18 protein-coding genes are annotated in these 17,822 nt (G+C 47.7%); all 18 read right to left on the bottom strand.

Annotation, left to right across the window (positions count from 1 at the left end):
- Positions 1–113: 113 nt before the first annotated feature.
- Positions 114–1,814 carry a proline--tRNA ligase gene (locus tag KNP87_RS01975; protein ID WP_214720654.1) on the bottom strand — a complete coding sequence of 567 codons (1,701 nt, stop codon included), beginning with the start codon at positions 1,812–1,814 and terminating at the stop codon, positions 114–116.
- A gap of 29 nt (positions 1,815–1,843) precedes the next feature.
- Positions 1,844–3,085, bottom strand: a complete 1,242-nt coding sequence (rseP, locus tag KNP87_RS01970) for an RIP metalloprotease RseP (RefSeq protein ID WP_026832661.1) — start codon at positions 3,083–3,085, stop codon at positions 1,844–1,846.
- Between the two features lie 13 nt (positions 3,086–3,098).
- Positions 3,099–4,253 (bottom strand): 1-deoxy-D-xylulose-5-phosphate reductoisomerase, encoded by a 1,155-nt coding sequence (locus KNP87_RS01965; RefSeq protein ID WP_214720653.1) that lies wholly within the window; start codon positions 4,251–4,253, stop codon positions 3,099–3,101.
- 12 nt (positions 4,254–4,265) lie between these two features.
- Positions 4,266–5,066 (bottom strand): phosphatidate cytidylyltransferase, encoded by an 801-nt coding sequence (locus tag KNP87_RS01960; protein WP_026832659.1) that lies wholly within the window; start codon positions 5,064–5,066, stop codon positions 4,266–4,268.
- Between the two features lie 19 nt (positions 5,067–5,085).
- Positions 5,086–5,823: an undecaprenyl pyrophosphate synthase gene (locus KNP87_RS01955; protein ID WP_026832658.1), complete on the bottom strand. Its 738-nt coding sequence runs from the start codon at positions 5,821–5,823 to the stop codon at positions 5,086–5,088.
- Positions 5,824–5,906: 83 nt separating this feature from the next.
- Positions 5,907–6,464, bottom strand: a complete 558-nt coding sequence (gene frr, locus KNP87_RS01950) for a ribosome recycling factor (protein WP_014970659.1) — start codon at positions 6,462–6,464, stop codon at positions 5,907–5,909.
- A gap of 1 nt (position 6,465) precedes the next feature.
- Positions 6,466–7,185, bottom strand: a complete 720-nt coding sequence (gene pyrH / locus KNP87_RS01945) for a UMP kinase (protein WP_026832657.1) — start codon at positions 7,183–7,185, stop codon at positions 6,466–6,468.
- Positions 7,186–7,295: 110 nt separating this feature from the next.
- Positions 7,296–8,177 (bottom strand): translation elongation factor Ts, encoded by an 882-nt coding sequence (tsf, locus tag KNP87_RS01940; protein WP_214720652.1) that lies wholly within the window; start codon positions 8,175–8,177, stop codon positions 7,296–7,298.
- A gap of 82 nt (positions 8,178–8,259) precedes the next feature.
- Positions 8,260–8,994 carry a 30S ribosomal protein S2 gene (gene rpsB, locus KNP87_RS01935; RefSeq protein WP_012370721.1) on the bottom strand — a complete coding sequence of 245 codons (735 nt, stop codon included), beginning with the start codon at positions 8,992–8,994 and terminating at the stop codon, positions 8,260–8,262.
- 129 nt (positions 8,995–9,123) lie between these two features.
- Positions 9,124–9,543 carry a hypothetical protein gene (locus KNP87_RS01930; RefSeq protein WP_026832655.1) on the bottom strand — a complete coding sequence of 140 codons (420 nt, stop codon included), beginning with the start codon at positions 9,541–9,543 and terminating at the stop codon, positions 9,124–9,126.
- Positions 9,544–9,554: 11 nt separating this feature from the next.
- The gene (locus tag KNP87_RS01925) at positions 9,555–10,328 is read right to left on the bottom strand and encodes a FliA/WhiG family RNA polymerase sigma factor (RefSeq protein WP_026832654.1); all 774 of its coding nucleotides are present in this window, start codon (positions 10,326–10,328) and stop codon (positions 9,555–9,557) included.
- 13 nt (positions 10,329–10,341) lie between these two features.
- Positions 10,342–10,824, bottom strand: a complete 483-nt coding sequence (locus KNP87_RS01920; RefSeq protein WP_026832653.1) for a chemotaxis protein CheD — start codon at positions 10,822–10,824, stop codon at positions 10,342–10,344.
- On the bottom strand, positions 10,817–11,425 hold the full coding sequence (locus KNP87_RS01915) for a chemotaxis protein CheC (RefSeq protein ID WP_026832652.1): 609 nt from the start codon (positions 11,423–11,425) through the stop codon (positions 10,817–10,819). Before KNP87_RS01915 ends, KNP87_RS01920 begins: the two co-directional genes overlap by 8 nt.
- The gene (locus KNP87_RS01910) at positions 11,418–11,846 is read right to left on the bottom strand and encodes a chemotaxis protein CheW (protein ID WP_026832651.1); all 429 of its coding nucleotides are present in this window, start codon (positions 11,844–11,846) and stop codon (positions 11,418–11,420) included. Before KNP87_RS01910 ends, KNP87_RS01915 begins: the two co-directional genes overlap by 8 nt.
- An 11-nt stretch (positions 11,847–11,857) precedes the next feature.
- Positions 11,858–13,858 (bottom strand): chemotaxis protein CheA, encoded by a 2,001-nt coding sequence (locus KNP87_RS01905; protein ID WP_214720651.1) that lies wholly within the window; start codon positions 13,856–13,858, stop codon positions 11,858–11,860.
- Positions 13,859–13,879: 21 nt separating this feature from the next.
- Positions 13,880–14,734: a MinD/ParA family protein gene (locus KNP87_RS01900; RefSeq protein WP_026832649.1), complete on the bottom strand. Its 855-nt coding sequence runs from the start codon at positions 14,732–14,734 to the stop codon at positions 13,880–13,882.
- The gene (locus KNP87_RS01895; protein WP_214720650.1) at positions 14,731–15,789 is read right to left on the bottom strand and encodes a flagellar biosynthesis protein FlhF; all 1,059 of its coding nucleotides are present in this window, start codon (positions 15,787–15,789) and stop codon (positions 14,731–14,733) included. The genes KNP87_RS01900 and KNP87_RS01895 overlap by 4 nt, the downstream gene beginning before the upstream one ends.
- A gap of 3 nt (positions 15,790–15,792) precedes the next feature.
- Positions 15,793–17,817: a flagellar biosynthesis protein FlhA gene (gene flhA, locus KNP87_RS01890; RefSeq protein WP_214720649.1), complete on the bottom strand. Its 2,025-nt coding sequence runs from the start codon at positions 17,815–17,817 to the stop codon at positions 15,793–15,795.
- Between the last annotated feature and the right edge of the window lie 5 nt (positions 17,818–17,822).

Here is a 17,822-nt window from a genome sequence, read left to right as displayed (position 1 = left end):
TTATCGCTTCACACCGTGACAGCCACTCCTCCTCCTCTTGCAGATTGCCCAAGGGGCGAATGGGTGTGAGACAAGAAAACAGTCACTTTACGAAAAGTGACCGTTCCCATAGTTTATTCTAAACCTTCATAAAGCGAACGAACAGCCTCAAGAAGATCTGTTTGTGCAATCTCTTCTGCCTCGCCCCCGCGACGGGCTTTGAGTTCAACGATTCCTTCCGGTGCTTTTTTACCGACATTGATTCGAACAGGTAAGCCGATCAAGTCTGCATCAGCAAATTTCACACCCGCTCGTTCTTTTCGATCGTCAAACAACACGCTAAATCCAGCATCCGTCAGTTCTTGATACACAGTTTCTGCGACTTGCATCTGATCAGCATTTTTTCCGTTGACGGCAATCAAATGAACATCAAACGGTGCAATCGCTTTTGGCCAGATGATCCCACGCTCATCGTAATGTTGCTCGACGACGGCAGATAATGTCCGCGAAACACCGATGCCGTAACAACCCATGATCAACGGTTGCGCTTTTCCGCCTTCATCAAGGAACGTTGCGTTCATACCTTCCGAGTAACGTGTGCCGAGTTTGAAGACTTGTCCGACTTCAATCCCGCGGGCAAATTTGACGTGTCCCGCACCATCCGGTGACACATCACCTTCTTCGACAAACCGTAAGTCCGTATATTCCGCTTCGAAATCACGGCTTGGATCAACATGAACGTAATGCGTTTCCGACTTGTTCGCACCGCAAACAGCATTCGTCAACGCCCGAACGGCATAGTCCGCAACGATTTTCATCTCTGCTCCGATCGGTCCGAGTGTACCCGGTGTCGAATGAAGAGCCTGTTCGATTTCTTCGTCGGATGCCATCGTGATGTCCAGTGCACCAAGATAGTTCTTCAGCTTGATGTCATTGACTTCATGATCTCCCCGGACAAGCGCCATGACGAGACCTTGTTCCGTCTTGAAAATGACCGTTTTGATTGATTCAACAGCAGGCAGTCCTAAGACTTCACTGACCGCTTCAATCGTCTTCGCCTCACCTGTATGCACTTCTTCGAGCGCTTCCGGTGTTTGATTTTGTTTCGTGTAGGCATCAACCGATTCCGCCATTTCCAGGTTCGCCGCGTAATCCGACTGGTCCGAGTAGACGATCGTATCTTCTCCGATTGCAGCCAACGCGTGGAATTCGTGTGTCCCGCTTCCACCGATCGCACCGGAGTCGGCGACGACCGGACGGAATTCGAGTCCTACACGGGTAAAGATTTTCGTATAGGCATCAAACATATTTTGATATTCGTCCTCGAGGCTTTCTTGTGTCGCATGGAACGAATACGCATCTTTCATGATGAATTCGCGTCCGCGGAGTAATCCGAAACGCGGGCGTCGCTCATCACGGTACTTCATTTGAATTTGGAACAAGTTAACAGGGAGCTTTTTATAAGAGTTCAACTCATCACGAACAATCGATGTGATCAATTCTTCATGAGTAGCACCAAGCGCAAACCGGCGGTCGTGACGATCGGTCAGACGCATCAATTCTGGACCGTAGATGTCCCAACGCCCTGTCTCTTCCCATAGTTCAGCCGGCTGAATCGCTGGCATCAACAGTTCCTGCGCTCCAGCCGCTTCCATTTCCTGACGCACAATCGTCTCGATTTTGCCGAGGACACGTTTGGCTAACGGCAGGTAAGAATAGATTCCGGCAGCATTTTGACGCATGAAGCCTGCCCGTAACAACAGTTGGTGGCTGACGGCTTCTGCATCAGATGGTACTTCACGCAAAGTTGGCATAAATAGTTTGGATTGTTTCATTTGAGTCGTGAACCCCTTTGACTAATAATTTAAAAGAATTTCTGGATATCGTTCCATGTGACGACTAACATCAAGAGCATCAAAAGCGCAAATCCAACAAAGTGGACTAACCCTTCTTTTTGCGGATCAACTGGTTTTCCACGCAACGCTTCAAGGAAGAGGAACAACAATCGTCCACCATCAAGAGCCGGTAGCGGCAATAAGTTAAATACCGCCAAGTTGACCGAAAGCAACGCTGTCCATGTCAACAACATCGAAAAACCACTGTCTGCGACTTGATCGGTCATTTTGACGATACCGACCGGACCAGACAATTGATCAACACCGACGACGCCTGTCACAAGATCGCCGACAGCACCGACGATCAGCGTTGACATCCGCCATGTTTCAGAAACACCGGTCTGCAGAGCCGTTCCGAATGATTTTTCAGTCTCATTCGTGACGCCGATGATGCCGACCTTTTGATCACCTTGTTGCTGGACCTTTGGTGTGATCGCCGTTGTGTTCTCTTGCCCGTCCCGTTCGTAGACGACGGTTGTTTCTTTACCGGCCTGATCTTGGAATCCGGCACGCAAGTCCGTCCATTTCTCCGTCTGATCACCATTGACGGAAACGATCCGGTCTCCTTCGACAAGCCCCGCCTGATCGGCAGGTGAACCTTTTTGAACCGTTCCGATCACACTGTCGCCGGTTGGTGAACCGTTATATAAAGCAAGTCCAAACAAGATGACGAACGCGAGGACAAAGTTCATCGCCGGACCCGCCGCAATCGCTAAGACCCGTTTAAAGACCGATTTCGATCCGAACGTCCGGTCATACGGAGCAATTTGTGTTTCCGTTTGTCCTTCGACCAGGAATGCCGTCTTTGAGACCGGATAACGGGTCGAGACCTCATCTTGTAAAGCGACTACTTCTAACTTATGCAACAAGTCGATGCTTTCAACCGTGACGACTTGATCAGTCTTCGGGTGTGCCGGGTCCAGATACATCTTTTGGATGACCCCGTCTTGAAGTGCCAAACCAATCGTTTGACCGGGTTTGACTTCAACAAATTCAGGTTCTTCTCCGGCCATCTTGACATAACCGCCGATTGGTAGAAGACGAACCGTATACAGTGTCTCGTTTTTAAAAAAAGAAAAGATTTTTGGACCAAACCCGATGGCAAACTCACGGCAAAGAATTCCCGCGCGTTTCGCCATTACGAGGTGACCCCATTCATGTACGGCAACTAATACACCGAACATCAATACGATTGATATAAAGGTCGTCATTGCTATCCCATCCTTAGTTAGCGAGTGAGAGTGACGCGACAAACGCACGTGCCCATCGGTCCGCCGTAAGGATTTGTTCAAGAGACGGATCTTCGACTTTTTCGTGTGCTTGAAGGGCCGCCTCGACGCTCGCTTCAATTTCTAAAAAGCTGATTTCCCCTTTTAAAAAGCGGTCCACGGCTTGTTCGTTCGCAGCATTCAGCACGGAAGGCATCGAACCACCGGCACGTCCTGCCTCAAACGCAAGACGGAGCAGTGGATAGCGTTCAAAGGAAGCTTCCGCAAAATTCAGGCGTCCGATTTGTTTTAAGTTTAACCGTTCTCCCCCTTGAATTTCAAGGCGGGACGGATATGTAAGGGCATATTGAATCGGTTCACGCATATCCGGCATTCCCAGTTGCGCCATGACCGCTCCGTCATTAAATTCGACCATCGAATGAATGATCGATTCGCGGTGGATGACGACATCAATTTCATCATACGTGACATCAAACAACCAGTGGGCCTCGATCACTTCGAACCCTTTGTTCATCATCGTTGCCGAATCAATCGTAATCTTTGCGCCCATCGACCAGTTTGGATGATCGAGTGCTTGTTCGACGGTTACGTTCGCCAACTCTTCCCGCGTCTGATCCCGGAAACTCCCGCCTGATGCCGTCAAAATAATTTGCCGGACGTCCTGACGGCGTTCCCCGTTCAAACACTGGAAAATGGCCGCATGTTCACTGTCTACCGGAAGAATTATGACGCCTTTTTCACGTGCTTTTTTCATCACGAGGTGTCCTGCCGTCACGAGCGTTTCTTTATTGGCCAACCCGATTGTTTTTCCGGCTTCAATCGCTGCAAGCGTCGGACGCAGTCCCACTGCCCCAACAACTGCCGTGATCACGATGTCGGCTGCTTCTGCCGTCGCGACCGCAATTAATCCCGCTTCTCCAACAAGAATCGTCGGCGTATAGTCGAGAACCGCTTCCAACTCGCTCTTGACCGTTTCATCTAATACGGCAACGAGATCCGGACGCAAACGATTCAACCACGGTAACGCAACTTGTACGTTTTTACCAAATGCAAAGCTGACCAATTGAAAACGATCAGGGTTTGCTGAAATGACATCCAATGTTTGTGTTCCGATCGAACCGGTTCCACCAATAATACTGACATGTTTCATCGTTTTTCCCCCTTAGCCGAATATACCGAGTACGATCAGTACGGTAAAGACGATGATCATACTGTCGAATCGATCGAGAATGCCACCATGTCCCGGTAGCAACGCACCAGAATCTTTTACGCCGTAGTGACGTTTGTACGCTGATTGGACCAAATCGCCCAACTGACCGACTACGGCAACAATCATTGCCAACAAGACGACTTGTCCAAAACCGACTGTCGGATGAATCCATTCAAACACAAGTCCGAGCACGATGGCGAGTACGACTCCACCAATTGCCCCTTCTACTGTTTTGTTTGGACTGATCGCAGGCCACAACTTTGTTTTGCCGAGACTTTTCCCGATAAAATAGGCACCTGAATCCGTAAACCAAATCAGCAGAATGATCAGCAACGAAAAGACCAGTCCGTCTTCAAGCAGGCGGATATACGTAAACGACGCAAATCCGACGCCTACATAAACAGAGGTTAACAAGAGAAACGCCACATCATCAAACGTGAAGACATTTTTCGAAAAAACCGTCCAAAATAAAGCAATTAATACAATCAGCATGCCCCAAGCAAGCGGTGTTAAACCAAGTGAGAGGGTCTGTGCACTCGCCTGTTCATAAATGCCGATGAACGGGAGCAATGTGCCAACTCCGAATAAGAGGACAGGAATCGTCTTAAACGACAGTTGCCTCATTTTGATTAATTCCGTATAACCGATCACAGTTAAAACTGCCATAAATGCCAGGAATGGGAGGCCGCCTAAATACAGTAATCCTAAAAAGATCGCACCTGCCCATATTCCGGTAATAATTCGTGTTTTCATAAGCAATATCCTCGTTTAGTCAGACTCCGCCAAAGCGACGTGTCCGTTGATTGTAATCTTCGATCGCCGCCAGGAACTGATCGCGCCGAAACTCCGGCCACAAGACGTCTGTAAAGTAAAATTCCGCGTACGCTGCCTGCCACAACAAGAAATTCGACAGCCGTTGCTCACCGCTCGTCCGAATGACTAAGTCGACATCCGTCATCGAACCGGTCATCAATTCTTGTTCGATGACTTCGTTCGTGATCATCTCAGGGAGCAACACACCGCTCTGCACCTTTTCGGCAATTTTCTGCATGACTTGAACGATTTCGTCCCGTCCGCCATAGTTCAAGGCAAAAATCAATCGTAATCCCGTGTTGCCTGCCGTATCTTCTTTGGCTTGCTGGACGGCTTCTCGTGTGTAGATCGGTAAACGGGAAACTTCGCCCGCTACTTCGACCTTCACATTCCGTTCCTTCAGATCTTTTAGATCGGACTCTAAAAATTGTGCCGGTAACTTCATCAAGAAACTGACTTCTTCTTCAGGACGTGTCCAATTCTCGGTTGAGAAGGCGTATAACGTCAAACTTTTGACACCTAATTCATTCGCGGTCCGGACGACTTCTCGAACGGATTTCATTCCTTCACGATGACCCATGATGCGGGGAAGGCCTCGTTTTTTAGCCCAACGTCCGTTTCCATCCATAATGATTGCAATATGTTCAGGCACTTGTTGTCCAATCACTTCTTTAGTCTGGTTTAACCATTGAAACATTTACTTCTTCCTCCCCTCGTTTAGTTTAAGAAGAAAGGGACTCTTCGTGTGACAAAGAGTCCCCAACATGACGACGTATTGCGTCATACTTCCATGATTTCTTGTTCTTTATCTGTTGCCGTTTGATCCAGCAATTTAACGAACTTATCCGTTAACGTCTGAACGTCTTCTGTGTAACCACGAAGATCATCTTCCGTCAACGCTCCGTCTTTTTCTTGTTTCTTCAATTGTTCATTTGTATCACGACGGATGTTCCGAAGAGCAACTTTTCCTTCTTCCGTGTACTTTTTGACAAGTTTCACGAGTTCTTTCCGACGATCTTCTGTCAGTGGTGGAATCGCAAGACGAATCACCGTTCCGTCTGATGAAGGAGCGAGCCCTAAATCAGCGCGTTGAATCGCTTTTTCGATTTCCGTTACCATGGATTTATCCCACGGCGTGATCAAAATCAAGCGGGCTTCCGGTGTATTGACGTTCGCCACCTGGTTCAGTGGTGTCGGTGAACCGTAATATTCCACTTGGACCGGATCAAGAATCGCTACGTTGGCACGACCCGCACGTAACGTCGCGAGTTCTTTTTTAAGTGACAGATGCGCTTTCTCCATCCGTTCTTCTGCTTGTTTCATGATTGCTTGTGACATATTATTTCCCCCTTACGAGTGTCCCGATTTCATCACCGATGACGACCCGTTTAATGTTTCCTTCTTCCATTAACGAGAAGACGATGAGCGGGATATCATTATCCATACAAAGCGATGTCGCTGTCGAATCCATGACTTGAAGGCCATCTTTTAAAACATCCAGATAAGATAACGTTTCGAACTTCTTCGCTTCTGGATCGAGATTCGGATCAGCAGAATAGACACCGTCGACGTTGTTTTTCGCCATCAAGATGACTTCCGCCTCGATTTCAGCTGCCCGAAGTGCTGCCGTCGTGTCTGTTGAGAAATAAGGATTCCCTGTTCCGGCGGCAAAGATGACAACACGTCCTTTTTCAAGATGACGCATTGCCCGACGACGGATGTACGGTTCAGCAACTTGTCGCATTTCAATCGACGTCTGGACGCGTGTCTCAACACCGACCGACTCCAAACTATCTTGTAAAGCGAGCGAGTTCATGACGGTTGCAAGCATCCCCATATAATCGGCATTGGCCCGGTCCATTCCAAGCTCTGCTCCTGTTTTACCGCGCCAGATGTTTCCTGCACCTACGACAACAGCGACTTCAACGTTCAATTCAACCAATTCTTTAATCTGATTGGAAATTGAATTGACAATTCCAGGATGGATTCCGAACCCTTGATCTCCTGCGAGCGCTTCTCCGCTCAATTTTAACACAATCCGGTTATATTTCGGTTGCATGACTATGTCCCCCTTGCTAAATTCCGTAAAAAAGGAACACGACCCACTTCCACACGAAAGTGGATTGAAGCATACGTGTTCCTTCTTTTGTCATCAGGAAATCCTGATTCTTATTTTTTAAGTTGATTCATAACTTCTTCAGCGAAGTTTTCTTCACGTTTTTCCATACCTTCTCCAACTTCGAAGCGTACGAATGAAACGATTTTTCCGCCTTTTGATTCCACGTATTTACCGACTTTGAAGTCTGGATCTTTAACAAACGTCTGATCGACGAGGCAGATCTCTTCGTAGAATTTGTTCATGCGACCAGCAATCATTTTTTCAACGATGTTGGCAGGTTTGCCTTCGTTTAATGCTTGCTCTGTCAAGACTTTTTCTTCACGTGCTTTTTCTTCTTCTGTGACAGAAGAACGGTCCACGTAAAGTGGGCGTGCTGCAGCGATGTGCATTGAAACGTCTTTTGCGACAGCTTCGTCTGTTGTTCCTTCGATGACGACAACAGAACCGATCCGTCCACCCATGTGGAGGTAAGAACCGAATGCTGCGTTGTCTTCTTTAGCGAAGAGAGCCACACGACGGAGTGAAATTTTCTCTCCGATTGTTGATGCTTCTTCAGAAATGTATGTGTCGATTGTTTTTCCTGCTTCGTATTCAGAAGCAATTGCTGCTTCAGCCGTTTCAGAACCATTGCGGAGTACTGCGTCTGCAATGTTTTGAACAAGTGATTGGAAACGTTCGTTTTTCGCAACGAAGTCTGTTTCTGAGTTGATTTCAACTAGTGCTGCTTTGTTTCCGTCAACTGCGACAGCTGTCAAACCTTCTGCTGCAATACGATCGCCTTTTGCTGCTGCTTTCGCGATTCCTTTTTCACGCAAGAAATCGATTGCTGCGTTCATGTCCCCGTCTGCTTCGACGAGTGCTTTTTTGCAGTCAAGCATCCCTGCACCAGTTTTTTCACGAAGTTCTTTTACCATAGCTGCTGTAATAGCCATTCGATATTCCTCCTTATAACGTCCTTATTTTCAAAAAAAAGGTGATAAAAGGTCAATTCCCTTTATCACCTGGCATCACGAATTACTCAGCGTCTGCTACTACTTCTTCAGTAGTTTCAGGTGCTACGTTATCTTCGCCTTGTTTAACTTCGAGGATTGCGTCAGCCATTTTACCAGTAAGCAATTTGACTGCACGGATCGCATCGTCGTTTGCTGGGATGACGTAGTCGATTTCGTCTGGATCACAGTTTGTATCAACGATCGCAACGATTGGGATGTTGAGTTTGTGTGCTTCTGCAATCGCGATACGCTCTTTGCGTGGGTCAACGATGAAGAGTGCATCTGGAACGCCTGGCATATCTTTGATACCGCCAAGGAATTTCTCAAGACGAGTCATTTCTTTTTTAAGAATGATGACTTCTTTTTTAGGAAGAACTTCGAATGTACCGTTCTCTTCCATTTTTTCGAGTTGTTTTAAACGGTTAATCCGTTTTTTGATTGTTGAGAAGTTCGTGAGTGTTCCACCCAACCAACGTTCGTTGATGAAGTATTGACCCGCACGGATCGCTTCTTCTTTCACAGTGTCTTGAGCTTGTTTTTTCGTACCAACGAAAAGAACGTTTCCGCCTTCAGACGCTACTTCACGGATGAAGTTGTAAGCTTCGTCTACTTTTTTAACCGTTTTTTGTAGGTCAATGATGTAGATTCCGTTACGTTCTGTGAAGATGTATTTTGCCATTTTTGGGTTCCAACGGCGTGTTTGGTGACCGAAGTGTACACCAGCTTCTAACAATTGTTTCATCGAGATTACTGCCATGATGAATTCCTCCTTTTGGGTTTTGGATGTCCTCCGCGATGATCGTTGTTCCAGCTAACCTATTAAAGGCACCGCAGCCGGCGATACATGCGTGCGTAATTAACACCGTAGACTAATATAGCATAAAGATTAGCGCCGGGCAACCTTCGTTTTCTTAGAAAGTTTGGCAATCAAGGCGACCTCTCCCGCCCCCCGGTTCAAGGAACGGGCTAATTGATCCAGATCGGCCCCTTCCTCCAGCTGTTGTTTTACATCAAAGACCGGCTTTTCCGGAACAAGTTCGACTGGTTTTTCCTCTGTAAGAGGTGCTAGCCGTTCGTCTTCGTCCGCCGGTACAATCAATTCGATGTTTTGTCGAGGAGAAGAGACGGATGCTTCCGTACCCGTCAATTCATTGACATGTTCCATAAATTGCAACAAGATTTCTTCCGTTTCTTGTTTTTGACGTTCTAGATTCGTAATCCGATCTTTCAATATTGCCTGTTGTTTAAATAAAAGCAACAGACCGTAACACATGAGTGCAGCAAGTAAAATATAAAAGAGTGTCATCATTATTCCTTTCACATCGCGACACGATCAGAAAGATACGCACTTCCTAACGCCTGTTTCAATTTCCGGAGCGCTTTGGAATGAATCTGCGAAATCCGGGAAGTCGACAGCCCCAACACTTCTCCGATTTCCGTTAGTGTCAACTCTTCAAAATAAAAGAGCGACACGACGTACTGTTCTTTTTCCGATAGTTGTTCGACTTCTTCCGCTAATTTCGAAATCAGTTCACGCATCAGTAACGTATCTTCCGGCGTCGCGGCATCGGGATCCAGGTAGGAGACCGACATTGCTTTTCCTTCATCCTGCAACGTCACGGCTTCGTCGATTGATAAGATGTTCGCGAAATAACTCTCTGCAAGCGCCGTCTTCACTTCTTCCGGACTCATCTCGACGATCGAAGACACTTCATCGATTGTCGGTGTCCGTTGGAGGCTCTGTTCTAAAATTTCAACCGCTGCTTCGACGCGTTTTGATTTTTCCCGTAACGAACGAGGTAACCAATCAATTTTCCGCAGTCCATCGAGAATAGCACCACGAATCCGAAAAGCGGCGTACGTGTCAAATTTATTGTTATGGTTTTGATCGAATTTCTGTAAGGCATCATACAGACCCATCATCCCGAGACTTTTTAACTCATCACGGTCAACACTTTTCGGAAGTGTCGCACTGAGACGTTGAACGTGGTATTGAACTAGAGGTTCATAATTCAGAAGTAACCGGTCAGCTACCGCTATATCACGCGTCGATAGCCATTGATCCCAAAGTTGTTGTAATTCCTCACGCATGACCATTCCTCCTCTAAATTTCCAGCGTTCCGACGTTCACTGTCCGAATCACGAGTCGGCCAGTAGTGGAGTGGAACTCGATCGTCCGACCGTTCGTTCCCCCGACGTCTTCCGCAACGAGTGGGACGTTTGCTTTTCGTAAAGCCAGTTTGACTGCCGCAATGTTTCGTTCACCGATCCGCATCGATTCATGTTCGTACTTGAATTGAAACATTTGGGCGCCACCGGCAATCTTCGCCCGTAAGCGGATGGCACCGCTGTGTCTAAGACGACGCGCTAATTCCACGACCGCCGTATCGGCAAACTTACCGATTTCAAGTGCAACGTTCCGACTGATCGCGGAGTCTGGCAGCATGACGTGCGCCATACTGGAAAGTCCACGTTCTTGATCGTAAATGATGACACCGACACAAGAGCCTAAGCCAGCTGTTCGAAGAATGATCGGTTTTTGGCTGACGGCATATTCTGCTATTCCGATCCGAACGACTTCATCCATCGATGTCCACACCCAATCGTTCGAATACTGATGTGAACGCACCCTCTTCAGGTAATAACAGTAAATGACCATTCAAGTCATTCCCTGAACTGGATAAACGTGTATCAATGTATACTGCCATGTTACCAAATTTTGTCGACTCAAGTAAGGCTACTTCCAAAATTGCTCCGACCATATCAAAAGCAGATGCCGGGACAGTCACGTGGACCGATAGATTCAGCCAGTCGGAAATCGAGCGGGCATAGGCGCCGATCAAAATATTGCCGATTTCTTCCCACGCGGAAACCCCCAAAGCATGCTGATCCGAGAAAAATCGAAACGGCTGTTGAAGCAACTGGGCAACCAATTTTTCTGCATCTTCGAGCGGCATTAAAAATAATAAACAGGCTTTTATATCCCCCGAAAAGCGAAGGAGTGCACCGGCGGTATACGCCTCGGCTCCCCCCACTCGTTCGATGATCGTTGAAAAGCTTTCCAAATCTGCTGAAGGAACTTCGATTTCGACCGGTTGTCCAAGCAATGTCGATAAGGCCGTTGCCGCGTGTGCAGCTCCAATATTGCCGATTTCCCGAAAGACGTCTTGTTCCATCCGATTAAGCATGGACGATCTCTTCAAACAAACGATTTGGTTCAAGCAACGAAAACAATTGATTTTCCCCTTTAGCGATGGCGGTCAAGTAGCTGGACTCATCCTGTTTCTGATCCGTCAACGGTTCAATCCGAACATCGGTCGCTTCGACGACTTCGTTGGCTCGATCAACGATAAAACCGGCATCCCCGTGTTCCAGTGTCGCAATGATGATCCGTGTCTCTTCTGTTTCGTCGATTGTTTCAAAACCCAACCGTGTCCGTAAGTCAATGACCGGTGTCACGACGCCGCGCAGATTGATGACACCTTTGACATACGATGCCGCATTCGGGATACGTGTAATCGGGATGACCCGTTCAATCGAACGAACAGATTGGACATCAATTCCGTACGCATTTTCTTCTAGTTGAAAGACAACCCATTTTTGTTCCATTCTTCATTCCCTCACTTTCGTAACAATGCATTACTGTCGATGATCAATGCCACTTGTCCGTCGCCAAGAATCGTCGCACCGGAAATCGCACGAATTCCTTCAAGATAACTTCCGAGCGGTTTCATGACAATCTCCTGTTGACCAATCAATTCAGATACAATCAGACCGGCTAATTTTTCGCCGCTTCTTACGACGACAACGGAGTAGGCTTCTGCATCCGTTTGCGGCAATCCGTACACTTGATTCAATGAAATCAACGGAACGAGTTGTCCCCGGAAATCAAAGACTTTCTCCCGGTGCGCTTGTAAAATCGCCTCTTGTTTGAGCGAGGTCGTCTCAATGATGGCCGTCAACGGAATGGCATATGTTTCTTGTCCCAATTTGACTAACATTGCGGAAATGATGGATAACGTCAGCGGCAGACTGATTCTAAAGATGGTGCCTGCTCCACGCTTCGTTTCGACGAACACTTCACCGCCAAGCGATTCGATTTTCGATTTAACGACATCCAGCCCGACACCGCGTCCTGACAGATCCGTCACTGTTTCCGCCGTCGAGAACCCAGGTGCAAACAATAACATTGATGCTTCTTCCGGCGTTAACAACGCTGCTTCTTCGTCCGTCACCAACCCTTTTTCAAGCGCGATTTGTGTGACACGCTCGTGGTTGATTCCCGCTCCATCATCTTCAATTTCGATAAATACACGGTTCCCGGAGTGATACGCCCGCAACGACAGATTTCCTTCCACCGGTTTTCCGGCTAAAATCCGGTCGGCTTTACTCTCGATTCCGTGATCGACTGCATTACGAATCAAATGAACGAGGGGATCGCCAATCTCGTCAATAACCGTCCGATCAAGTTCGGTTTCCGCTCCAGTAATGTGGAGTTTGATGTTTTTCCCGACATCTTTTGAAACGGACCGCACCATCCGCGGAAAACGGTTGAATACTTGTTCGATCGGCATCATCCGCAACGTCAGGACAAGCGATTGTAGTTCGTTTGTTCCCCGTTTAATCCGTTCGACGGTCTCCGTCAAATCAGACGAACCGGCCTCCGCCGCAATCCGCTCCAAACGTCCGCGGTCGATGATGAATTCTTCAAATAAGTTCATCAATCGGTCGATCCGCTCTAAATTGACTCGAATCGTCTTCGCTGCAACCGGTGCCTGAACTTCCGTCGCTTCCGTCAATTCAACTGTCTTGACGGAAGCCGTCTCATTTGTCGTTGGGACAAGCAATGTTTCCGTTGCTGCGACCGCTTCAATCGGCGCTTCAAACGGTTGGATGGTCACATGGGCTACTTCCGAGACGGACTTGATGCCTTCTTGAATTTCTTGTTCCGATTTCATCGTCACGAACAGGACATCAAAACTGGTTTCAAACTGTTCTTGTTCGAGTTCGTCAGATGTCGGGTTCGACAAAATGACATCCCCGAGACTCTGAAGACGGTCAAAGACCATGTACACACGTGCTGCCTTCAAAATCACATCCGCTGACAACTCAACGGTAATTACATAGGCATGATAGCCCGACGCCATTGATTGACGGACAACCGACTCGGAATAGACATCACACTCAAAATTTTTCAAGACCGGGATGAGTGTCTCAGCTTCAGTCACCTCTGTTTCTGAATCCGCTTGAATGAATTTTTTGAGACGGACGACGGTCGCCGCCACATCCAATTTCCCTGTTCCGCCTTGACTGATATCTTCTACCATCGTCTCGAGCTGTTCCGCCGCGACGAACAAGACATCAATCAATTCCGGCGTCGCCGGTTGCGTTTTCGAGCGCACTAAATCCAGAGCACTTTCCATTTCATGCGTCAAATCCGCAATCGCATCATACCCCATCGTTCCCGCCATCCCTTTTAATGTATGGGCAGAACGGAAAATCTGATCGATGACGGCTTCGTCATCGAGGCGTTGTTCAAAAATCAACAGACTTGAGTTGATTGCTTGTAAATGTTCGACTGACTCATCGAGAAACAAGCCTAAATATTCATTTAAATCCATGGATCATATCCTCCTTCGTGATTAGCGCACCCGATTATGCCGTTTTTTCAAACGGTTCAATAACCGATCTAAAAATTTTTGTTCCTGTACTTGAATGCCTGTCAGCGCCGTCGTAATGTGATCGAGCCGCCAGCTGACGTCACTCGTCCGGTCAAACAGATAAAACGGACGCTGGGCTTTGACTGCTTTCATGACGGTCGGATCATCTGGTAAAAATCCAATGAACCGTAAGGATTTATCCAAGAAATTTTGACTCACTTGATGGAGACGATCAAACGTCTCGAGTGCTTCTTGTCCGTTCGTCGCGCGGTTGACGACGACGGCAACCGGAAGTTCATTAGCGTGATGATGCGCAAGTTTAACGAATGCATATCCGTCCATGATCGACGTCGGTTCCGGCGTAACGACCAACCATGCTTCATCCGCACTGCTGATGAAATCAAAGGTTTGATGTGTCGCGCCCGCTCCTAAGTCAAGTAATACGAAGTCATAGTCGTAAAAAAACCGAAACTCGCTCATCATGAACTCAACATCATGGTCAGTCAGATCCATCAATTCCGTGAAGCCGCTTCCCCCATGAATGAAATGTAATTCCGGTGTCGCCTCGACGACGGCTTGAGTCAACGATGTCCGCTCTTTGACGCAGTCCATTAAGGAAGTCTTGGAAGACTTTCCAAGTAACACTCCGACGTTCGCCATCCCGATATCTAAATCAATGATCAATACTTTTTTTGCTTGTAACGATAACGCAACACCGAGATTCACTGCGACGTTCGTTTTGCCTACGCCGCCTTTGCCACTGACAATGGCGATTGTTTTCGTTTGTCGCACCGAAACTTTAGACCGCAAAGCGCGGGCCTGATCTTCTCGCATCATCTTAACCCTCTTTCTACAATCATTCGGGAAATTTCTGCACTTGTCGGCCAGATGATGTCTTCAGGCACTTCTTGACCTGTCGTCAGACAAAACACAGGAATCCGCGTTTGCATCGCCAAACCGTAAATCGACCATAATTCCGTCGTTTCATCGGCCTTGGTAAAAATAAATCCAGCAAGCGGTACTTGATCAAACCGTTGTTGAATTTGTTCCAAGTCACGATATTTTGACGTTAAACTGAGAACAAGGAACACGTCTGTATCCGAAAAATCATGCCGCTTTTTCAACTGTTCGACGTAACCTGCATCAAGGAAATTTCGTCCTGCTGTATCAATCAAGATGACATCACAATCGGCCAAGTCGGCTTTCGCCTGTTCAAATTCCTGTAAGTCATAGGCGACACGCAACGGAATATCGATGATATCCGCATAGGTGCGCAACTGTTCGATGGCTGAAATCCGGTATGTATCTGTCGTAATCAATCCTACCGTTTGTTGTTTCGTCAAACGATAGTAGGCAGCCAGTTTGGCAAGGGTCGTCGTTTTACCGCCCCCCGTCGGACCTGTCACCATGATGAACCGTGCGGTCGCCTGTGTGACGCGAATGTCTTGTTCAATCGTATCAAGCAACACGCGTTCCACTTGTGTCACATCATTCGTCTTGTAATACGTCGACACCATCATATCGTAGAGTTCTTCTGCTCGTTGTTGAAGAGCTGGCTCAGCCAACAGGGCTTCATACGCCCGGAGAGCATCCGGCATCCGACGTGAGGCGAACGACACGATTTTTGGAATGACCGGTTGCGTCCCGCGGTCGTTTCGAACAGGCAGTTTGACTGGTGGTACAATAGGTACCTGTTTTTTAGACACCGGGGCTTGAACCGGATGTTCTTCGATGGAAGCAACCAATTCAACTTTTTTTTGAGCGAACAAACCCAACCATCCGCCTACTTTAATCTGTCGGGTATTTAAGATAATCGCCTCTTCGCCCATATCTTTCTTGACCAGTTCCATCGCTTCACTGACGGAATTCGCAATAACTCGTTTGACCATCATCTGTTAGATCACCCCAATACTCTTGACTTCGATCGTCGGAATTAACTCATTGTAAGACAGGACAGGAACATCAGGGAAATAACGTTCTGTCAATTGACGAACGAACATTCGGATACTTGGAGACGCTAAGATGATCGGTTGAGCGCCGTAACGCTCGAATTCCGTCGTCAGTTCGTTGAACGATTCGATGAAGCGGGTCGCTCGATCCGGATCAAGTGCTAAATAATTGCCGAACTCCGTTTTTTGAATCGCCGATTGAATGTCCAGTTCCATCTCACTTGATACAGTGACGACATGAAGAATCTCACCTTGCAACACTTGTTCCGTGATCTGTCGTGCCAACGCTTGGCGGACATATTCTGCTAACAGGTCACTATCTTTTGTCACAGTGGCATAGTCGGCTAACGTTTCAAAAATCAACGGCAGGTTTCGGATCGAAATTTTTTCTTTTAACAACTGAACAAAGACTTTCTGTAACTCCCCAATCGATAACAACTGTGGCGTCACTTCGTCGACTAAGATTGGATGGGACTCCTTTAGATGATCAACCAGCTGCTTCGTCTCTTCTCGTCCCAATAAATCAGCGGCATGTTTCTTTAACAACTCCGTCAAATGCGTCGCTACGACGGATGGTGGATCAACGACCGTATAACCGGACATCTCGGCCCGACTTCTTGTCCGTTCATCAATCCAGAGAGCCGGCATGCCAAATGCCGGTTCAACCGTTTCGATCCCTTGGATCTCCGGATCATCGACACCGGGGCTCATCGCTAAGTAATGGTCGAGCAACAACTCACCTGTCGCCATCTCGCTACCTCGAATCTTAATCCGGTAATGATTTGGAGGCAGTTGCAGATGATCACGAATCCGAACCGTCGGCAACACAAACCCAAGTTCAAGCGCCAATTGACGGCGGATCATGACGACCCGGTCCAACAAGTCACCGCCCTGTGCTTCATCCGCGAGCGGGATCAACCCATATCCAAATTCAAATTCGATCGTATCGACATTCAAAAGGGAGATGACTGATTCACTTGACCGCAGATTTTCTGCAGGTGCTTCTTCGACGGCGACCTCTTCTTTGGTTGTTTTCGACGTCCGGGTCAACTGCCAGGCGAAGAAACCGGCTGCAGCTGCAACGGGAATCGTCACGTAATCCGGAATGGCCGTGAATAACCCTAACAAGAAGATTGCCCCGGCACCAATCATGACAAGCAATGGTGTCCGCGAAAGCTGTCCGATGATGTCTTCGCCCAAATTCCCGTCAGAAGTCGAGCGGGTGACGATGATTCCGGTCGCGACAGAAATCAACAGCGCTGGAATTTGACTGACAAGTCCGTCTCCGACCGTCAATAGCGTGTACAATCTGATCGACTCTGTCATCGGGAGTCCTTGTTGCACCACCCCGATGATCATTCCGAAAATCAAGTTGATGATGACGATAATGATTCCGGCGATTGCGTCTCCTTTGACGAACTTCGAGGCACCATCCATCGCTCCGTAAAAATCAGCTTCCGATTGAATTTTTTGCCGCCGTGTCCGTGCTTGTAGCTCGTCGATCATCCCGGAATTCAAATCAGCATCAATCGCCATCTGTTTCCCTGGCATCGCATCTAACGTAAAACGTGCCGAAACTTCCGATACACGCTCCGATCCCTTTGTGATGACCAGAAACTGAATCAAGACAAGAATCAAGAAGACGACGAATCCAACAAGAGCGTTTCCTCCGACCACGAAACTACCAAACGCTTCAATGACTTCTCCGCCGTTCCCGTTCGAGAGAATCGCACGAGTCGTCGACACGTTCAGTGCCAACCGGAATAAGGTCACAATCAATAGTAAGGTCGGGAAGACCGAGAACTCCAATGCTTCCTTGGCGTTCATCGCGACAAGTAAGACCATCAACGAAATTAAAATATTAATGATGATTAAAAAATCGAGTAAAAATCCTGGCAGTGGAATGACGAGCATGAAGACAATCATAATGACGCCTAGCAGGACGGTTAAATCTCGTGTTGAAATGGTCATGATGC

Origin of the sequence: Exiguobacterium sp. s192 (genome assembly GCF_018618795.1) — a bacterium.
Lineage (GTDB): Bacteria > Bacillota > Bacilli > Exiguobacteriales > Exiguobacteriaceae > Exiguobacterium_A > Exiguobacterium_A undae.
The sequence above is the reverse complement of the archived record's forward strand: the minus strand, read 5'-3'. Positions and strand labels throughout refer to the sequence as shown.